General features: G+C 66.9%; 15 protein-coding genes and 1 pseudogene. 6 read left to right on the top strand and 10 right to left on the bottom strand.

Annotated features, from left to right (window positions below):
* Positions 1 to 198 precede the first annotated feature (198 nt).
* From AAG742_RS10675 to AAG742_RS10660, 4 genes are all read left to right on the top strand, one after another.
* On the top strand, positions 199 to 942 hold the full coding sequence (locus AAG742_RS10675; RefSeq protein WP_158491811.1) for an ABC transporter ATP-binding protein: 744 nt from the start codon (positions 199 to 201) through the stop codon (positions 940 to 942).
* Complete coding sequence (locus AAG742_RS10670; protein ID WP_237069582.1) at positions 942 to 2,264, top strand: permease; 1,323 nt, start codon at positions 942 to 944, stop codon at positions 2,262 to 2,264. Before AAG742_RS10675 ends, AAG742_RS10670 begins: the two co-directional genes overlap by 1 nt.
* Positions 2,265 to 2,307: 43 nt before the next feature.
* Positions 2,308 to 3,330, top strand: a complete 1,023-nt coding sequence (locus tag AAG742_RS10665; protein ID WP_298986078.1) for a YdcF family protein — start codon at positions 2,308 to 2,310, stop codon at positions 3,328 to 3,330.
* A 225-nt stretch (positions 3,331 to 3,555) separates the two neighbouring features.
* Complete coding sequence (locus AAG742_RS10660; protein ID WP_237069580.1) at positions 3,556 to 4,344, top strand: SDR family oxidoreductase; 789 nt, start codon at positions 3,556 to 3,558, stop codon at positions 4,342 to 4,344.
* 192 nt (positions 4,345 to 4,536) lie between these two features.
* Here the strand turns inward: AAG742_RS10660 and AAG742_RS10655 are convergent, their stop codons facing one another.
* On the bottom strand, positions 4,537 to 5,790 hold the full coding sequence (locus AAG742_RS10655) for an IS256 family transposase (RefSeq protein ID WP_044658653.1): 1,254 nt from the start codon (positions 5,788 to 5,790) through the stop codon (positions 4,537 to 4,539).
* A gap of 281 nt (positions 5,791 to 6,071) precedes the next feature.
* Positions 6,072 to 6,632, bottom strand: coding sequence for a TetR/AcrR family transcriptional regulator (locus AAG742_RS10650; RefSeq protein WP_237069579.1), 561 nt, complete (start codon positions 6,630 to 6,632; stop codon positions 6,072 to 6,074).
* Between the two features lie 76 nt (positions 6,633 to 6,708).
* On the opposite strand from AAG742_RS10650, the gene AAG742_RS10645 reads away from it, so the two are divergent.
* Positions 6,709 to 7,326: a dihydrofolate reductase family protein gene (locus tag AAG742_RS10645; protein WP_298986087.1), complete on the top strand. Its 618-nt coding sequence runs from the start codon at positions 6,709 to 6,711 to the stop codon at positions 7,324 to 7,326.
* Here AAG742_RS10645 and AAG742_RS10640 read toward each other — a convergent pair.
* Positions 7,247 to 8,404 carry an IS30 family transposase gene (locus AAG742_RS10640; RefSeq protein ID WP_050275532.1) on the bottom strand — a complete coding sequence of 386 codons (1,158 nt, stop codon included), beginning with the start codon at positions 8,402 to 8,404 and terminating at the stop codon, positions 7,247 to 7,249. The genes AAG742_RS10645 and AAG742_RS10640 overlap by 80 nt on opposite strands.
* A gap of 401 nt (positions 8,405 to 8,805) precedes the next feature.
* Here AAG742_RS10640 and AAG742_RS10635 point away from each other — a divergent pair, with 401 nt between their 5' ends.
* Complete coding sequence (locus tag AAG742_RS10635) at positions 8,806 to 9,465, top strand: hypothetical protein (protein ID WP_237069502.1); 660 nt, start codon at positions 8,806 to 8,808, stop codon at positions 9,463 to 9,465.
* Between the two features lie 251 nt (positions 9,466 to 9,716).
* Here the strand turns inward: AAG742_RS10635 and AAG742_RS10630 are convergent, their stop codons facing one another.
* The 7 genes and pseudogenes from AAG742_RS10630 to AAG742_RS10600 form a co-directional block, all read right to left on the bottom strand.
* Entirely contained in the window at positions 9,717 to 9,866 is a 150-nt protein-coding gene (locus AAG742_RS10630) for a hypothetical protein (protein ID WP_327021861.1), read from the bottom strand.
* Positions 9,867 to 10,319: 453 nt separating this feature from the next.
* Positions 10,320 to 10,523, bottom strand: a pseudogene (locus AAG742_RS10625) (transposase); the annotation flags it as partial.
* Positions 10,524 to 10,872: 349 nt separating this feature from the next.
* A complete protein-coding gene (locus AAG742_RS10620) occupies positions 10,873 to 12,264 on the bottom strand; it encodes a hypothetical protein (protein ID WP_237069500.1) in 1,392 nt (463 codons plus the stop codon).
* Positions 12,265 to 12,326: 62 nt separating this feature from the next.
* The gene (locus AAG742_RS10615) at positions 12,327 to 12,461 is read right to left on the bottom strand and encodes an RCC1 domain-containing protein (protein WP_327021860.1); all 135 of its coding nucleotides are present in this window, start codon (positions 12,459 to 12,461) and stop codon (positions 12,327 to 12,329) included.
* Between the two features lie 366 nt (positions 12,462 to 12,827).
* Positions 12,828 to 12,929 (bottom strand): SUMF1/EgtB/PvdO family nonheme iron enzyme, encoded by a 102-nt coding sequence (locus tag AAG742_RS10610; protein WP_237069504.1) that lies wholly within the window; start codon positions 12,927 to 12,929, stop codon positions 12,828 to 12,830.
* Positions 12,930 to 13,216: 287 nt separating this feature from the next.
* A complete protein-coding gene (locus AAG742_RS10605; RefSeq protein WP_237069499.1) occupies positions 13,217 to 14,218 on the bottom strand; it encodes an IS481 family transposase in 1,002 nt (333 codons plus the stop codon).
* Positions 14,215 to 15,396, bottom strand: a complete 1,182-nt coding sequence (locus AAG742_RS10600; protein ID WP_237069498.1) for a Cmx/CmrA family chloramphenicol efflux MFS transporter — start codon at positions 15,394 to 15,396, stop codon at positions 14,215 to 14,217. The genes AAG742_RS10605 and AAG742_RS10600 overlap by 4 nt, the downstream gene beginning before the upstream one ends.
* Positions 15,397 to 15,658 lie beyond the last annotated feature (262 nt).

The following is a 15,658-nucleotide window of genomic DNA, read 5'->3' as shown; positions in this document are numbered from 1 at the left end:
GGTGGCGACGGGGGGCTCGAGGTGGGACCCGTAGACGGTTGGAGGGCAGGAGGTAGCTGTGCATGTGATTGAGATGACCGGCTCATCTTCCTGGAGCACATGACGTCGGCGTTCCTGGGACTGGGGTCGTAGAAGCTTGAACCAGAATGCATCCCCAGTCTGTCGTCGACAGGTTGGAGTCCGCGAAGAGTGGATCCCATGACCGACAACCCTGATGCACCCGCCGTCCTCACCGCCCGGAGACTAGCTAAGTCCTACGGCTCCACCCGCGCTCTGGCAGGCGTCGACCTGCAGATCCACCCCGGTGAGTCCGTCGCCGTGATGGGTCCCTCCGGGTCCGGCAAGACCACGCTGCTGCACGTGCTCTCCGGGATCATCGTCCCCGACGCCGGGCAGATCACCCTCGCCGGCTCTGACGGCACCCGACATGAGCTCACCGGCCTCAACGAGGAGCATCGGGCCCGGCTGCGGCGCGAGCGTCTGGGCTTCGTGTTTCAAGAGGGCCTGCTGCTGCCCGAGCTGACCGCGCGGGAGAACGTGGCCATGCCGTTGATGCTCAACGGCGCCCACCGGAAGGCCGCGGAGCAGACCGCCGCCCAGTGGCTCGAGTCCCTGGGACTGGCCGGCATGGGAGACCGCCGCCCTGGCGAGCTCTCCGGCGGTCAGCGCCAGCGTGTGGCGATCGCCCGCGCCCAGGCCGTGGAACCCGACGTCGTGTTCGCCGACGAGCCCACCGGGGCCCTGGACTCGGACACCTCCGACGCGGTGCTGGCCAGCCTGATCTCCTCCACCGTCTCCCGCGGGCGGACCCTGGTGGTGGTCACCCATGACCCGTCCGTGGCGGCCGCGTGCTCCCGCCTTGTCCGGGTCCGGGACGGGCGGATCGAGTCCGACACCGCCCAGCGGCCGGCGCAGCCGGCCTCCGAGGGGACGGTGCGCTGATGAACCTGTCCGTGATCGGCCTGTTCGTCCGCCGTCTCTTCCGGGACCGCACCATCTGGGTGCTGCCGGTGACCGCCTTCGCCGTGGCCTCCGCGCTCACCCTCGCCGTGGCCGGCGGCGTGCACTTCTTCTGGACCATCCCGGGGGAGATGGGCGCGTTCTACAAGGTCCTTTCCAGCATCGCCCTGGCCTTGCTCGTGCTCCCGCTGGCCTCCCTGGCCGGGGCCGCCGCCCGGCTGCTGGCCCGCCGCCGGGACGAGCGGCTCTCCTCCCTGCGCCTGATCGGCGCCTCGACCGCCACCCTGACCGGTCTGGCCGTGGTGGAGGCCACGGTGCTCGCCGCCGTCGGGGCGCTGGCCGGCGTCGCTGGGTGGGCGGTGCTGATGCCCCTGATCGGGCTGCTGCCGTTCGCCGGCGGACGGATCGGCGTGCCAGCCCAGTGGATCGGAGTGCCCGGTGTGCTGGCCGTGCTCGCCGGCCTGACCCTGGTCGCCGCCGTATCCTCGCTCACCGGACTGCGCCGGATCGCGATCACCCCGCTGGGGGTGCGCACCCGGCAGCGCGCGCAGGCTGTCCACTGGGTGCGGCTGCTCGTGTTCGGGGCCCTGGTGGTCGGCGGGCAGCTGATGATCGCCGCTGCGCGTGGCTCCGCGGACATGGGCATCGCGATCGCCGTGGTCCTGGTAGCCCTGGCCGTGCCGCTGCTGGCCCTGCATCTGCTCGGGCCCTGGGTGCTCAGCCTCGGTGCGAAGCTCCGGCTGCGCCGGGCCCGCACACCCGAGGCGCTCGTGGCCGCCCGCACCGTCCTGGACGCCCCACGGCAGGCGTGGCAGCAGGTCGGGGCGCTGTCCGTGACCACCTATGTGGGCGTGATGGCCGGTGCTGGGCTGAGCCTGGCCACCCAGGGCGAGGCAACCGTCTCCCGGCCGGAGGAGCTGATCCTCATGCAGGACCTGCGCACCGGGGTGCTGGTGACCGTGCTGATCTCCTTCGTGCTGGCCGCCTGCTCCGTGGCCCTGAACCAGTCGGCCCAGGTCGTGGACCGGGCCGAGCTGCACCGCGGGCTGTCCTACGCGGGCATGCCGGTGCAGCGTATCCACGCGATGCGCCGCACCAGCGTGATGCTCGCCCTGGGCACCGTCATGGTCGTCAGTGTCGGCGCCGCGATGATCACCGGGGCCCCGCTGATCAGTGCCAGCGTGCTCTTCGCCCCCCTGAGCCTGCTCGTGGTGGTCGGCACCCTGGTGGCAGGAGTGCTGCTCGTGCGCGCCGGAGTGGACGTCACCGCACCGGCCCTGCGCCGCTCCGTGGCCACCGCATGACCGGCGCCCTGCTGGCCCTGCGGCCGGACAGGACGGTGGCCGGATGATCAGTGCACTCCTCGCCACCGCCTGCATCTGGGCGGCCCGCCGCATGTGGGCAGAGGAGCCTCGGCGGCTGCGCATTGCCGCGCTGGCCCTGGTGGGGGCGTGGTTCGGGTTCTGGGCGCTGCTGGAGATCAGTGCGTACCTCGGCGTGCCGGCCGCCCTCGTCTTGCCACTGGGCGCCCTGCTGCTGCCCTTCTCGGTGGTGGCGTTGGCCGTGATCCAGATCCGCAACGGGATGCACATGCTGGCCCGGGAGGGCTGGTCGCTGGGCAACTCGCTGTCCCTGCTGGCCGGCCTGGCTCTGATCATCGCGCCGGTGGCCGCCGTCGTCCTGGTGGCGACCGCCCACCCCGTCGGCGTCGGGGCGGCGGTGCTGATCTTTCTCGGTGCCACGGTGCTGGGTTCGCAGTTCCTGGTGTTCTACGTGTTCGCCCGGCTCTATGAGCACCGTGCGCCCCGGCCGGACCCGGCCGGGGTCGTCGTCCTCGGGTCCGGCCTGATCGACGGGCGCGTGCCGCCGCTGCTGGCCAGTCGTCTGGACCGCGGCGCCGACGCCCTTCGTCGGCGGGGTGGCCCCGAGGCGGGGCTGGTGATCGTGCCCTCCGGCGGTCAGGGTCCGGATGAACCACGCAGTGAAGGGGAGGCCATGGGGGAGTATCTGGTCGAGCACGGCGTTCCTGCGGGCGCGGTGCTGCCGGAGACCCGGGCGGCCACCACCGAGCAGAACCTGCGGTTCAGTCGGGAGCTGCTGGGGGTGCACCGGCCGGAGCGGACCGGGCAGCTGCTCGTGGTCACGAACGGCTACCACGTGCCCCGCACCGCGCTGTTGTCACGGCGCCTCGAGATTGACGCGGACGTGATCGGTGCCCCCACGGCGCGGTACTTCGTGCCCAGCGCCTTCATCCGCGAGTTCGTGGCTGTGCTGTGCATGCACCTTCGCCTCCAGATCACGTTCGCTGTCCTGGGCGTCGTGCTGGCGTCGTGCACCGGCTGGGTCGTCGCCCTCGCTCACGGAGGGTGATGTGCCCGGTCAAGGCCGAGCAGGTCTGCCTGAGGCGGACTCGAGGAACTCCTCGAGACCGCCTGCTTTCGCCCAGCGACCGCTGCCCGGAGCCCTCCGCGCGCCTGCGTCCCGCGTCAGCCGAGCCGGTCCTGGCTGACGATCAGTCACGGGCCTCACGAGAGGCCTCACACCTCACGTTGCGGTGGGGTGACGGCGTATGGCTCGCTCGGTAGTGTCCCCGCCATGACCACATTGACGGGACGGACAGCCCTGATCACCGGCGTCAGCCGCCGCAAGGGCATCGGCTTCGCCGTCGCCCGGCGCCTCGCCCGTGCCGGGGCCAGCCTGCGCCTGGTCCACCACGCCCCGCACGACGCCGGTCAACCCTGGGGCGCCGACGACGTCGGGACCGTGATGGCTGAGCTGCGTGCCGAGCTCGTGGACGGTGCGACGCTTGAGCACACCGACGCCGATTTCGCCGACCCGGATGAGCCCGCCCGCGTCATCGACTGGGCTGGGCCGTCCGTTGAGATCCTGGTGGCCAACCACGCCCGGTCCGGCGGGGACGGCACCCTGGCCGAGATGACCCCGCAGACCCTCGAGCAGCACTGGCGCATCGATGCCCAGTCCGTGCTGCTGCTCACCCAGCACTTCGCCAACCGGTTCGAGGGTGAGGACGGGCGGGTGATCTGGCTGACCTCGGGTCAGGCCAGGGGGCCGATGCGCGGCGAGGTCGCCTACGCCGGTGCGAAGGCGATGCTCGCCGGCCTGGTGCCCACGGTGGCCGATGAGCTGATCGATGCCGGCATCCGGCTCAACGCCGTGAACCCGGGCCCAGTGAACACGGGATACCTGGACCCGGAGACCACGGACCGACCCGACCGCCTGGATGAGATCAAGGCGGCGTTCCCGCTGGGCCGGTTCGGAGAGCCGGAAGACCCGGCCCGGCTGATCGAGTTCCTGGTCACCCAGGCCGGTGGATGGATCGTGGGGCAGGTCATCGACTCCGAGGGCGGGTTCCGCCGGGGGTGATCAGCTACAGGACCTCACCGGTCCAGCGACGTCGCAGCCACCGGTCGTGGGAGGCATGAAGCGCCCTGGGTTTCGTTCCGAGATCAGGACGCAACGGGCGCTGAGGCCTGGTCGTGTGTGTAGGCCGCCTCGACCTCCGCGGGGGTCAAGCCCCTTGTGGTGGTGTAGCGGTTGGATCCTTCGTTGGGGTTGTCAGGCGCTGAGCTCGAGGGCAGTGTCGGTGTCGGTGCCCACCTCGCTTCCGGTGTCCTCGACGGGGGTGAGGCGGCAGCGGGCGAGGACCTCGAGGCCGAGGTAGCGGCGCCCTTCGGCCCATTCGTCGGTCTGCTCGGCCAGCACCGCCCCGACCAGCCTGACGATGGCCGCCCGGTTGGGGAAGATGCCCACCGCGTCGGTGCGGCGGCGGATCTCCCGGTTGAGCCGCTCGGCCGGGTTGTTCGACCAGATCTGCGTCCAGACGTCCTTCGGGAACGTCGTGAAGGCCAGGATGTCCGCCCGGGCATCACCGAGGTGCTCGGCCACCGCCGGGAGCTTCTCGCTTACGTAGTCCAGCAGCCGATCGAACTGCGCGTTCACCGCCGTGGCGTCGGGCTGGTCGTAGACCGAGTGGAGCATGGCCTTCACCGCCGGCCACATGGACTTCGGGGTGATGCCCATCAGGTTCGCCGCGTAGTGGGTCCGGCACCGCTGCCAGGTGGCGCCGGGCAGGTTGGCGGCGATGGCGTCCTTGAGCCCGGCATGGGCGTCACTGGTGACCAGGCGGACCCCGGCCAGGCCCCGGGCCACGAGGTCAGCGAAGAACTCGTTCCACGCCGCACCGGTCTCACTGGTCGCCACGCGCATCCCCAGGACCTCGCGGTGGCCGTCACCGTTGACCCCGGTAGCCAGCAGCACCACCGCGTTGACCACCCGCCCGCCCTCGCGGACCTTCATCGTCAGCGCGTCCGCGGCCACGAACGTGAACGGACCGGCCTCATCCAGGGGCCGGTGGCGGAAGGACTCCACGTGTTCATCCAGGTCCGCGGCCATCCTGGAGACCTGGGACTTGGAGAGGGCATTGATCCCCAGGGTCTTGACCAGCTTGTCCATCCGCCGGGTACTCACCCCGGCCAAGTAGCAGTCCGCCACCACGGTGATCAGCGCCGACTCCGCTCTCTTTCGGCGTTCCAGCAGCCACTCCGGGAAGTACGTCCCAGAGCGCAGCTTCGGGATGGCTACATCGACCGTGCCGACCCGGGTGTCCAGGTCCCGGTGCCGGTACCCGTTGCGCTGGGCGGACCGTGTCGGGGTGGGCTTGCCCCATTCGGCGCCGACCACCGCGTCTGCATCGGCGGAGAGCAGGGTGTTGATCATGGTCTGCAGCAAGTGGCGCATCATGTCCGGGGACGCTTCGGACAGGGCTTCGCTCAGCAGGCCGGCAGGGTCGAGAATATGAGGAGCGGTCATCGTGATGACTCCATTCGAGGGTGCTGTGAGAGGTTCACTCGAAGGATCACACGGTGGCCGCGTCCACGTCTGAGACGACGTGCCCGACCACCGGGCGCTACACCACTATGCGGGACTCAACTTCCGCGGGAGTGCGGTAGCCGAGGGCCTCTTGCAAGGGGACAGCGGAGCCAGGTGCTATCGACAAGCGCCCGGGTCCCGAGCGCTCTACCTCCGGTGCAGATCGTGGCTGCTCTAGGTGTACTGACCGGAGACGTTGATCGAGTGGACGTTCGCGACTGCTAGGCGAACAGTGCGGCCACAGTCTGACGGACTTCGTCGACCGGGGACTGGCGCGGGTCCAAGGGGATGGTGAGGGCATCCAACACCACGCCCATCACCAGGTGGTGCGTGACCAGCACCGCAGGGCGGCCCCCGGGGAGGCCTTGGCCGTCATGGAAGTTCACGTCGTCTGTGAATCCCTGGCGAAGGAACGGCTCCAGGGCTTGGCGAACTTCCGGTTGGCGTGCCGCTTCCAGTCGCAGCTCGATCAGCGCGAGTGCGAGTGTGCTGTCGGCCAGGAGCCGTTCGGTTGCGTAAGCGGCGTACTCCACCGTTGCTCGCTCTGGGGGGAGGTCGGCCAGCTGCGTGACTCGATCGGGTTCAGGCGACAAGCAGTCGAAGATCCTGTGGGCCATGGCCAGGAGGAGCTCTGCTCTGGAGGGGAAGTAGTTCGCTGTGGTGCCTGTGGGCACATCGGCGGCTCGGTCGACTGCCCGATGCGTCAGCCCGCGCGAGCCGTTCGCGCCCAGGACTTCCAGGGCGGCATCGGTGATCTGCGCTCGTCGTTCGGGATTAGCCACCACAGGTCAAACCTATGACATCAGCACAGCTGTTGTGGTTCACTCAACTACAACATCCGTTGTGATTGGAGAAGGAATGCGCAAGCTCGTCTACTACGTCGCCGCGAGCCTGGACGGATTCATTGCCGACCAGGACGGCGACACCTCCAGGTTCCCGATCGAGCCTGAAACGCTGAACGAACTCTTCGCCCGCTACCCGGAGACCTGTCCCTGTCACCTGCGAGAGGTCTTGAGCGTGAAAGGGGAACCGCGACGATTCGACACTGTCCTGATGGGCGTCCGGACCCATGAACCTGCACTCGACGCCGGCCTCACGAGCGCCTACCCGCATCTCCGACAGATCGTCGTCACCCATCGTGAGCTGCCCATGGATCCCACCGTCGAAAGGTGGGAGGGCAACGTTGCCGAACGTGTCCGCAACCTCAAGACGGAACCGGGCAAGGACATCTGGCTCTGCGGGGGCGGCTCGCTGGCCGGCCAGCTCTTGGATCAGATCGACGAGCTGCAGCTCAAGATCAATCCCGTGACATTGGGCAACGGAGTTCCGCTGTTCACAGGTAGCGCCTCCCACACCTGGACTCCGACAAGCATCGAGACGCTTCCCGGCGGCGGATTCAAGCGGTGGGCGCAAGGAACTCTGCGAGCTTCTCTGATGGTGTCAGATAGCCCAGCGTCTTGCGTGGGCGTCCGTTGAGGCTGTCCTGGATCGCGTCTAACTCCTCGCGGCTGACAACGCTCAGATCGGTTCCTTTGGGCAGGTATTGCCGCAGCAGTCCGTTGGTGTTCTCGTTGCTCCCGCGCTGCCAGGGCGAGTGGGGATCGCAGAAGTAGATCGGGATGCCCGTGGCGGTGGTGAACGCGGCGTGCTTCGACATCTCCGCGCCTTGGTCCCAGGTGATCGTCCGGGTCAGTGCGGAAGGCAGCTTGCTGATCGCTGCGCGCATCGCGGCCTCGACCTGCTCAGCGCTCTTGCCGTCGGGCAAGTGCAGAAGCAGGGTCATCCGCGTCGAGCGCTCAACGAGCGTGCCGACGGCGCTGCGGCTGCCTTCGCCGAGGATGAGGTCGCCTTCCCAGTGCCCAGGAACAGCGCGATCGTCGGCTTCTGCGGGGCGCTCGCTAAGCATCACCATGCCGGGGATGCGGCCGCGGCCATCGGTGGTTCCGCGAGGCTTGCGGGCAGTTCGTCCGGACCGCAGACACCGCGCCAGCTCGCGACGCAGCTCGCCGCGGCCTTGCACGAACAGCGACTGGTAGATCGTCTCGTGGCTCACGCGCATCTCCGGATCATCGGCGTGATCCAACCGTAGGCGCGCTGCCACCTCTTCGGGCGACCACAGTTGCTCCAGCCGGCTGGCGACCTCCTCAAGCAGCCGACCCGACGCGAGCTTGAATGGCTTCGGTCGGCGAGCTTGATGGCGGGCGCGTTCGTGCGCATGCCAGGCCGAGTAGTCGCAGCGCCCGCCGCCGCGCTTCACCTCCCGGCTGACGGTGGACACCGCACGCCCCAGTTGCTCGGCGATCGCGGTGAAGGTGTCACCACGATTGATCCCCAGCAGGATCTGCTCGCGCTCGTCGATCGTCAGGTTGCCCTGGCGTGGTTCCCAGCCGAACGGCTTGGCGTCGACGTGCCTGCCGGTCCGGGCCATGATGCCGACCATCGGCGCACTGCAGCCGATCTCCTTGGCGATGTCGACCAGCCGCCAGCCCTTCGCGTGAAGCCTGAGTGCGAGCTGCTTCTGCTCCCGGCTGAGATGGCCGTGCTTGCCCTGCATCCGGATCCTCCTGTGATCAGTAACTGCCTCATCTCACAGGACTCGTTGCGCTGACTGCTTGAATCCGCCATCTCGTTCGCCCGCCGGGCCTCGGCGAGCTCTCGCTTGAGCCTGCGGATCTCTTCGGCCGGACTCTCGCCTGCAGGCACTGGTGCTGCCTCGTGGCCGTGGCGGTGGCACCACATGCGCAGGGTCTCCTCGCCGACGCCGAGCTGCGGGGCCACAGCCCGGATCGAGTGTGAGCGAGGGCGTCCCTCGGCCACTTGGCGCTCGAGGACCATCCGCACAGCGCGCTCACGCCGCTCGGGCGTGTACTTCTTGGGCATGTTCCGATTCTCCTTCAGTTGGATCGGAATGAAACCCAGGGCGCTTCACGGTCAGCGGGCTCGTATGGTGTGTCCATGTTCAATGAGTCTTGGCCGTGGAAGCGAGACCTTGCCCACGCTGCCGAGCGCCTGGAACGGGCCCGACTGGGCCTGCCCGTGGTCCTGGACCAGGCCGTCGATGGCGAACTGGAGACGGCGGATCCATACGAGGCGGAGACCGAAGCGCTCTACCGTGTTGAGCGCGACGTCATGAACGGGGCCTTCGCCGTCCGACGCCTGCTCGGGATGCCATCCAAGGTCACCAAAGCAACGAGAGAGACCAAGGCAAGGGTGGTCCGTTATCCCCTCCGGACGAGTGCCAAAACACCTGACGTCTGGGATGCCATTGGAGATCTCACCATGTACGACAGGGAGGCGCCCGCGGAGGTGATGGTCACGGCGAATGAGGTCTGTAACCTCTTCGTCCACAGCCTCATCATGCGGTTCGCGTGGACCCTCGAATCTATGGCCTTTGGGGACTGGTGGGCGCTAGACCAGAGCGATCCTCGTGTCGAGTGCATCCCGGACGAACTGGCTGGATGGCTGGTAGCTTCCGACAAGTCCAGTACCCAGCATCTAACTTTCGTCCCGCTTCGTGAACTCGTTCGAATCATGCGCGTCTTTGCTGAGGATGAGGTGACGGTGGTGATAAATCGCCGGGACTCTCGAGGTCGCATGCATTCGACGGCGTCGTGACGCTGGCAAATTAGCCTCGGCGCTGGCGTATTCGCGCGTTTGTGCAATCTTCGGTGCATCTCGACAGAAAGGCAGAAGGGCAACGCGGCCCGAGCTGTCAAGATCTGAGGCGCTGTCGAAATGCAGCGAAGATTTCACACGACACGCGGTGGGCATCTCTCGGAGACAACGGATCAGGCACGACCTGAAACGTAGGTCCTGGCTCCGTCTGGGGCTGCCACCGCTCGGCACGACGGTGATGACGGCCACGCTCAATGGTGGCGGCGATCGTGAACTCGCCGCCACCGCTGAGGGGCTGCTGCCCCAAGGTCAGTCGATGGGCTGACGCGGATGAGGTTGCCATCGGGGTCGGCGACGACAAAGGTCCGGCCGAAGACGTCGTCGTGCGGCTCCTCGACCATGTGAGCCCCTTTGGCTACCCACGATTGATAGAGGGTGTCTATTGCAGCGGGCGCCCCGGGGACCATGAGGACGATTTCGCTGGTGCGAGGCACCCGGGGCGAGGCGTGCTCGTTGCTCCCGGTCCAGATCGCGAAGAGCACGCCGGGGCCACCTCGAAGGCGACGTACCGCGGGCTGGTGAAGTCCGGCTAGATGTCGAACAGGTCGCTGTAGAACGCCGTGGGCCGTTCAGCGTCACTGACGTAGGTCATGAACAGATTGGGTGCCGGCATGAGGTTCATCCTTGATTGGGGTGGTGGACCTGTCCATCCGAGCAACTGAACACGACAGAACGTGTCAGGTTTTCTGCCAGGATCTGCGGCATGAAGTCATCCCGACGGTCAAGTCCCTGGAAGTGGTGTAACAGTCTTCGAAGCTGGGAGGCTTGTGCCGGTCAGGTCTCCAGGGTCGGCATCACTTCCGTGACCACGCCGGTTTTAGAGGGATGCGCGGGTCCTGGCCTGAGCAGCGGGCCAACAGCTCCAGGCCGAGGTAGCGGCGGCCTTCGGCCCATTCATCGGTCTGCTCGGTCAGCACGGCCCCTTCGAGCCGGATCACGGCGTCCCGGTTCGGGAAGATGCCTACCGCGTGCGTGCGGCGCCGGATCTCCCTGTTGAGGGACTCAACTCAGCCTTGTCGTGCTCATGCGTGGGCGGAACCCTCTCAGGGCAGACCTCCCCGACGTTCTCGAGTGGGATGGGTCGCATGATCGAGGGGGATTTGGGGCCTGGGCGTTCCCGGGGACGAGGCGACTCGGCCGCCCGCCCGCTCTGACGCGCGGGGCGAGACCGCGACGTCTCAGCACCGACCGAAGGTGGTCAACATGATGGCCAGGTCGTCCGCGGAATAGACTCGCGACCTCGGCTCGGCGCACTGCTCCAGGCCAAGCCCCTGTTGTCGAGGTAAGGCGAGAATGGCGTAAAGCGCCCGCCCCCTGAAGCGCTCTGGGTTGAGTCCCATGGTTCTCTCAGGTCATCAAGTGGCCGAGGCCATAAAGCAAAGGCAGGTAGGAAGTCTGGCCATCCAGGTGCGGCTGTGCCTGTCCCCGAGGGATCTGATCGTGTCGGGCTTCCCACGGGTCGTCTCGGGCGATCGTCCGCAAGTAAAAGACTGCGAAGCCCAGTAAGTCGTCGGTCATGGCGATCGGGTCGATACGAGGTGCATGTTCGTAGGACCAGTTCACCGCCATCGTGGGGTGCTCGCGTACCCAGCGCGACGTCAGTCCGAGCGTCTGGGTATGCCTGAGGAACTCATGCACGTCCTCTTCGGGCGGGTGGACGATTGGACCCGTCCGGTCTCCGCCACTCTCCGTACCGCGGCCCGGGGGAACAGCGTGGATCGTATTGCGCAGCAATGCGACGGTTCTCCTAAACGCCAGGAATTCCTCGCTCAAAAGCACGGTTGCTGTTTCGCCTCCGGCCGCTACCGCGATCTTCCGCAAGATGTCATCGCGCCAGACGTTGCGATCGCTTACGGAACTATCGAGTTCAGGTGTGACGCGCTTGAGGGACCGCCCCAGAGCGTCGATGAGCCCATGGAGGTGCAAGGCGAAGTCGACCAGAAGGTCCGCCGGCTCCCCGACCCGCTTTCGCCAGCCGTCGAAGACGTAGCTCGCGATGAGCTCGTCGCGGATCGTCAGACATCTGGCCATCCTGTGCCTGGTCACGGCAAGCAGTTGCATGGCCATGTGCCCGTCCGGATGCCATGGAAGCCGGGCGAGGTCATTGATCTCAGGTACGAGCTCTTCGGCCGCCCAGTTCTGAGGATCGGGGAGGACCATTCGGAACTGCGAAAGCCCCACTGTGGGGACCGCGGCCTTCGCATTTAGCCGCATGTGAAGACCGATTGTGCCGAGAGCCTCAGTCGGGGAGGTCACCTGGACTCCCTCGATAAACGGGCGTTGCAGTAGCGGCCTGCTATCAGTGACGAAGATGCTCACTTGAGGAAGGCGGATGGCCGCCTCCAGCCACCGATGAAGGTTGAGGGCCTCTTCGGGTACCAAGCCTGAGGCCAGTTGGAACTGCTGACGCAAATCGTCGGCGTTGGTGACTCCGCGAATCCGTCTCCAACGCTGCCCGTCACTCCAGAAGAAGTGGCCATCTGCGGTGTGGTGCCAGTGACCATCCTCGTACTCGCCCACATTGCCTGAGAAGGGCACCAGCTCGATACCGGAGGCCTCTGGCCCAACCCCGTCCAGAAACTCGAAGTAGCGGTGGATCTCGGCGTGCCCGTCCAACGCATGCTCGTGCACCAGGCACCGCAAGGTCGGCATCGAGAATGACGGCTCGAACGGAGCGCCGTTCCGGTGCGAGCGAGTCTTGTCGCGACGGCCATCGCTGAACTTCGCAGACCATGTCATCGACCTATTGGAGCATGCGGAGGACCGGAGCCAGTGGACGCTGGGCGTTCACAGCCCCGCCATCACCCGTGCGCAAGGCGCGTCACAGCGCGACCTGCGGCGGGTTTGCCGCACGCCAGGACGGAGCCGTTCCTTCGGATTCCCACGGTGTGCAGGGAGCCCGCGGGAACGGCGACGACCTCGCTCCAGCTGGCCACGGCGCGCTCGTCCGCACCCGGTGGTCCCGCGGCTAAAACGCCACCGCCGTCGACGACGGCCCGCGAGAGTCGCCGGGCAGCTGCGCGGGGGACCCATTGGCCGCTAACCGGGCGATCTCCCGCGGGGAGTGCGTCCCAGAGGCAGCGGCCCGTTATCGGCCTGTCTCATAGGACCACCCTTGCGCTTCTTCCGTGGTCCCCACGGGGCCGAGCGCCACGCGCAAGCCGATGTCCGTCGAGGACGGCGTTGGGGGCGCTGCCCCGGCGGACGGAGGCGCGCACGCTCCAGGGGTGATCAGCCCAGCCGCCGCCGCGCAGGGTGCGGTAGTCCCCGTAAGGGACGGGGTCGTCGTAGTCTCAGCGCCATTACCGGACGTTGCCAAGCATGTCGTATAGGCCCCAGGTGTTGGGTGTCTTCCGGCCGACGGGCTGGGGTCCATCGAGGTGGTCGAGGCTGGCCCAGGCGATGCCCTCGAGCGGCCCGTAGATGGCAGCGGTTGTTCCCGTCTGGCAGGCGTACTCCCCGCTCGGCCTAGGTGGTCAGTCGGTAGCCGCCGGCCGCGGTGTCCCAGGTGACGGAGCGTCCGTCTTCTCCGAGGGCGTAGACCGGCTGCAGAGGCCCTCCCCGTGGGAGAGTTCGTTGCAGTACTGCGGCAATAAGTCATCAAGGCCGCCGAGGCAGTCACCGGCACCAGGAACGCTGGTGGCGACGGGCCACGGGCATCTCGAACCGGCAGACGTGTCCCTAGAGCTGGCTAACTGTACGAGGCCAGGACATTGTTGACACGTGCCGGCGTCGCGGAAGCTGGCGGTTGTCCGTCGTGTGCGCCGTGGGGTCGGTGGTAGTTGTAGTGCTGGTTCCAGACATCGAGTGCTGCGGCGCGTTCGTGTTCTGAGTGCCAGGTGCGTACGTAGAGGAACTCCTCGGCGAGGATGCGGTTGTAGCGTTCGATCTTTCCGTTGTGTCGCGGCGTGTAGGGCGTGATGCGCTGGTGTCGGCTCTCGCCCATGGCAGCAGCGAATGCGCTGGCCCGGTAGCAGGCGCCGTTGTCGGTCACGATGCGCTCAATGTGGGTGATGCCGTGCGCGGCGAACCATGCTCTCGCGCGATCGAGGAACGCAACTGCGGTCACTGCTTTCTCATCGGACAGTGCTTCCGTGTAGGCGAGTCGGGAGTATCCGTCGATCGCAGAGTGGAGAAACACGTATCCAGTCTTGGCGCCTCTCTTTTTCGTCCGCGCGACCTTCTTTGCTTCGATGCTGCCCTTGCCGTGCACGCGCCAGCCGCCGCCGTCCGGGATGCGTCCTGTCTTCTTCACGTCGATGTGCATCATGTGTCCGGGGCGCTCAGCGACGATCTTCTGCGGTTCTCGGTTCGTTGCACCGGTCGGGTCGATGATCTTCCGGCGATTCAGCCCGAGGTGTGCGAGTAGGCGCGTGACCGTGCGGCGGCTGACCGAAATGCCACGCTGATCCAGCTCGAACGCGATACGTGAGGCTGACCACTTGTGATGGCGTCGCATGGCTTCGATCATCACCACGACTTCGTTCCGCGTTGCCGTTGGCTGACGGATTGGGGTAGACGCACGATCATGCAAGCCGACCTCACCGAATCGGCGGTATCGTCCGACCCATTTGGATGCGGTGGCTCGGGAGATGCCCATCTCGGCGGCGACATGCGCGAGGGGTCGAGTCCGACAGCGTTCGATAAGTCGGCGACGACCCTCGACCGTCAATGGCGAGTTCGCATGCGTCATTTGACCACTTCGCTCTCGGCGGGTGCGACCAGTCGAAGAACGGGAATGGCGAGCAGCAATGCGGCTGCGGTTACGATGACGGCCACCCACACCGGCCCGAGCGCGCCGGGCATTACACCGAGTGCGGCAGCGGCGAGGACTGGACCTGCTGCTGCACCGACGTTGAGTGCCGCGGTCGCATACGAACCCGCCATGGTGGGCGCACTCGCCGCCGCATAGAGCACTCGCGTGATCAGCGTGCTCCCGACAGCGAACCCCAACACCCCCTGAGCGAATACGAGCCCGAGCAGGGCAACGGGGTTCGTCGCGAAGAGCGCCAACGCGACCCACCCGAGCACAAGAACGCTTCCACCGCCCACGATGACGATTCCGGGTCGGGCATCCGACAGGCGTCCCGCAACGGTGACTCCGATGAAAGAGCCGACGCCGAAGAGCACAAGCGCTACCGACACCCACCACTGGCTCATGCCGGAGGTATCCGTAACAATCGGCGCAAGGAAGGTCAGCGTCGCGAAGGTTCCGGCGTTCACCAGGGCAGCCAGCAGCATCGTCAGAAGGAGGCGCGGGGAGGCAAGCTGGGCTAGCTCCACCCGCAGCGAGGTCGAGAACGACTCCTCCCTTGGCGAGTCGTCAGCTTGAGCGGTGAAGCCCGCGGCGATGCCGATCGCAGCGGGGACGCAGAGAAGAGCGATCGCCCAGAACGTCGACTGCCAGCCGAGTGCCGTACCAAGCAGAGTACCCGCGGGCACGCCGGCGACGGTTGCGACGGTGGTGCCCGCCAGCAGAATCGCCACGGCCCGACCTTTGGCGTCGGGTGCCACGAGTTTCGTCGCCGCACCCAGCGCGACCGCCAAGAAGCCTGCGTTGACGACCGCCGCGATCACACGCGTGATGAACAGAACAGTGAAGTCCGGTGTGAGTGCCCCGACTACATGGGACAGCGCGAACACGATCACACAACCCAAGAGTGTCGCTTTCACGGGGAGGCGACGAGTGAGCGCGGCCATCGCAGGTGCGCCGATCACCATCCCTGCCGCGAACGCCGATGTCAGGAGACCAGCTGTCCCCACGGAAACGCCGAAGTATGCGGAGATGTCCGGCACGAGGCCGGCGAGCATGAATTCGGAAGTACCCATGGCGAAGACCACCAGGGCAAGAAGATAGAGAGCAAAAGGCATCGAGATAGCTCCGAAGCGAGAGTACGAACAAGAGAACGTCTCGTCACCACGGTCAGCGCCCAAAGGACACCCGAATGTCGTGCTGCGCGCAGCACTGAGCGGCAGAGAGCTAGGGGCTCAGCGGAGGTGAGGGGCTGACGGCGTGACCGAAAGCCCCTGAGTGTCCGATTCAGGGCTCGACATACGCCTCATCGTAGCAGTCTGCGTCGCCACCCCCAAAGAACGTCAACAACCTCATGGCCAGCAACAGCTAACTACATCC

The organism is Micrococcus sp. 2A (genome assembly GCF_039519235.1).
Lineage (GTDB): Bacteria > Actinomycetota > Actinomycetes > Actinomycetales > Micrococcaceae > Micrococcus.
This window is presented reverse-complemented; position numbering and strand designations above follow the sequence as displayed.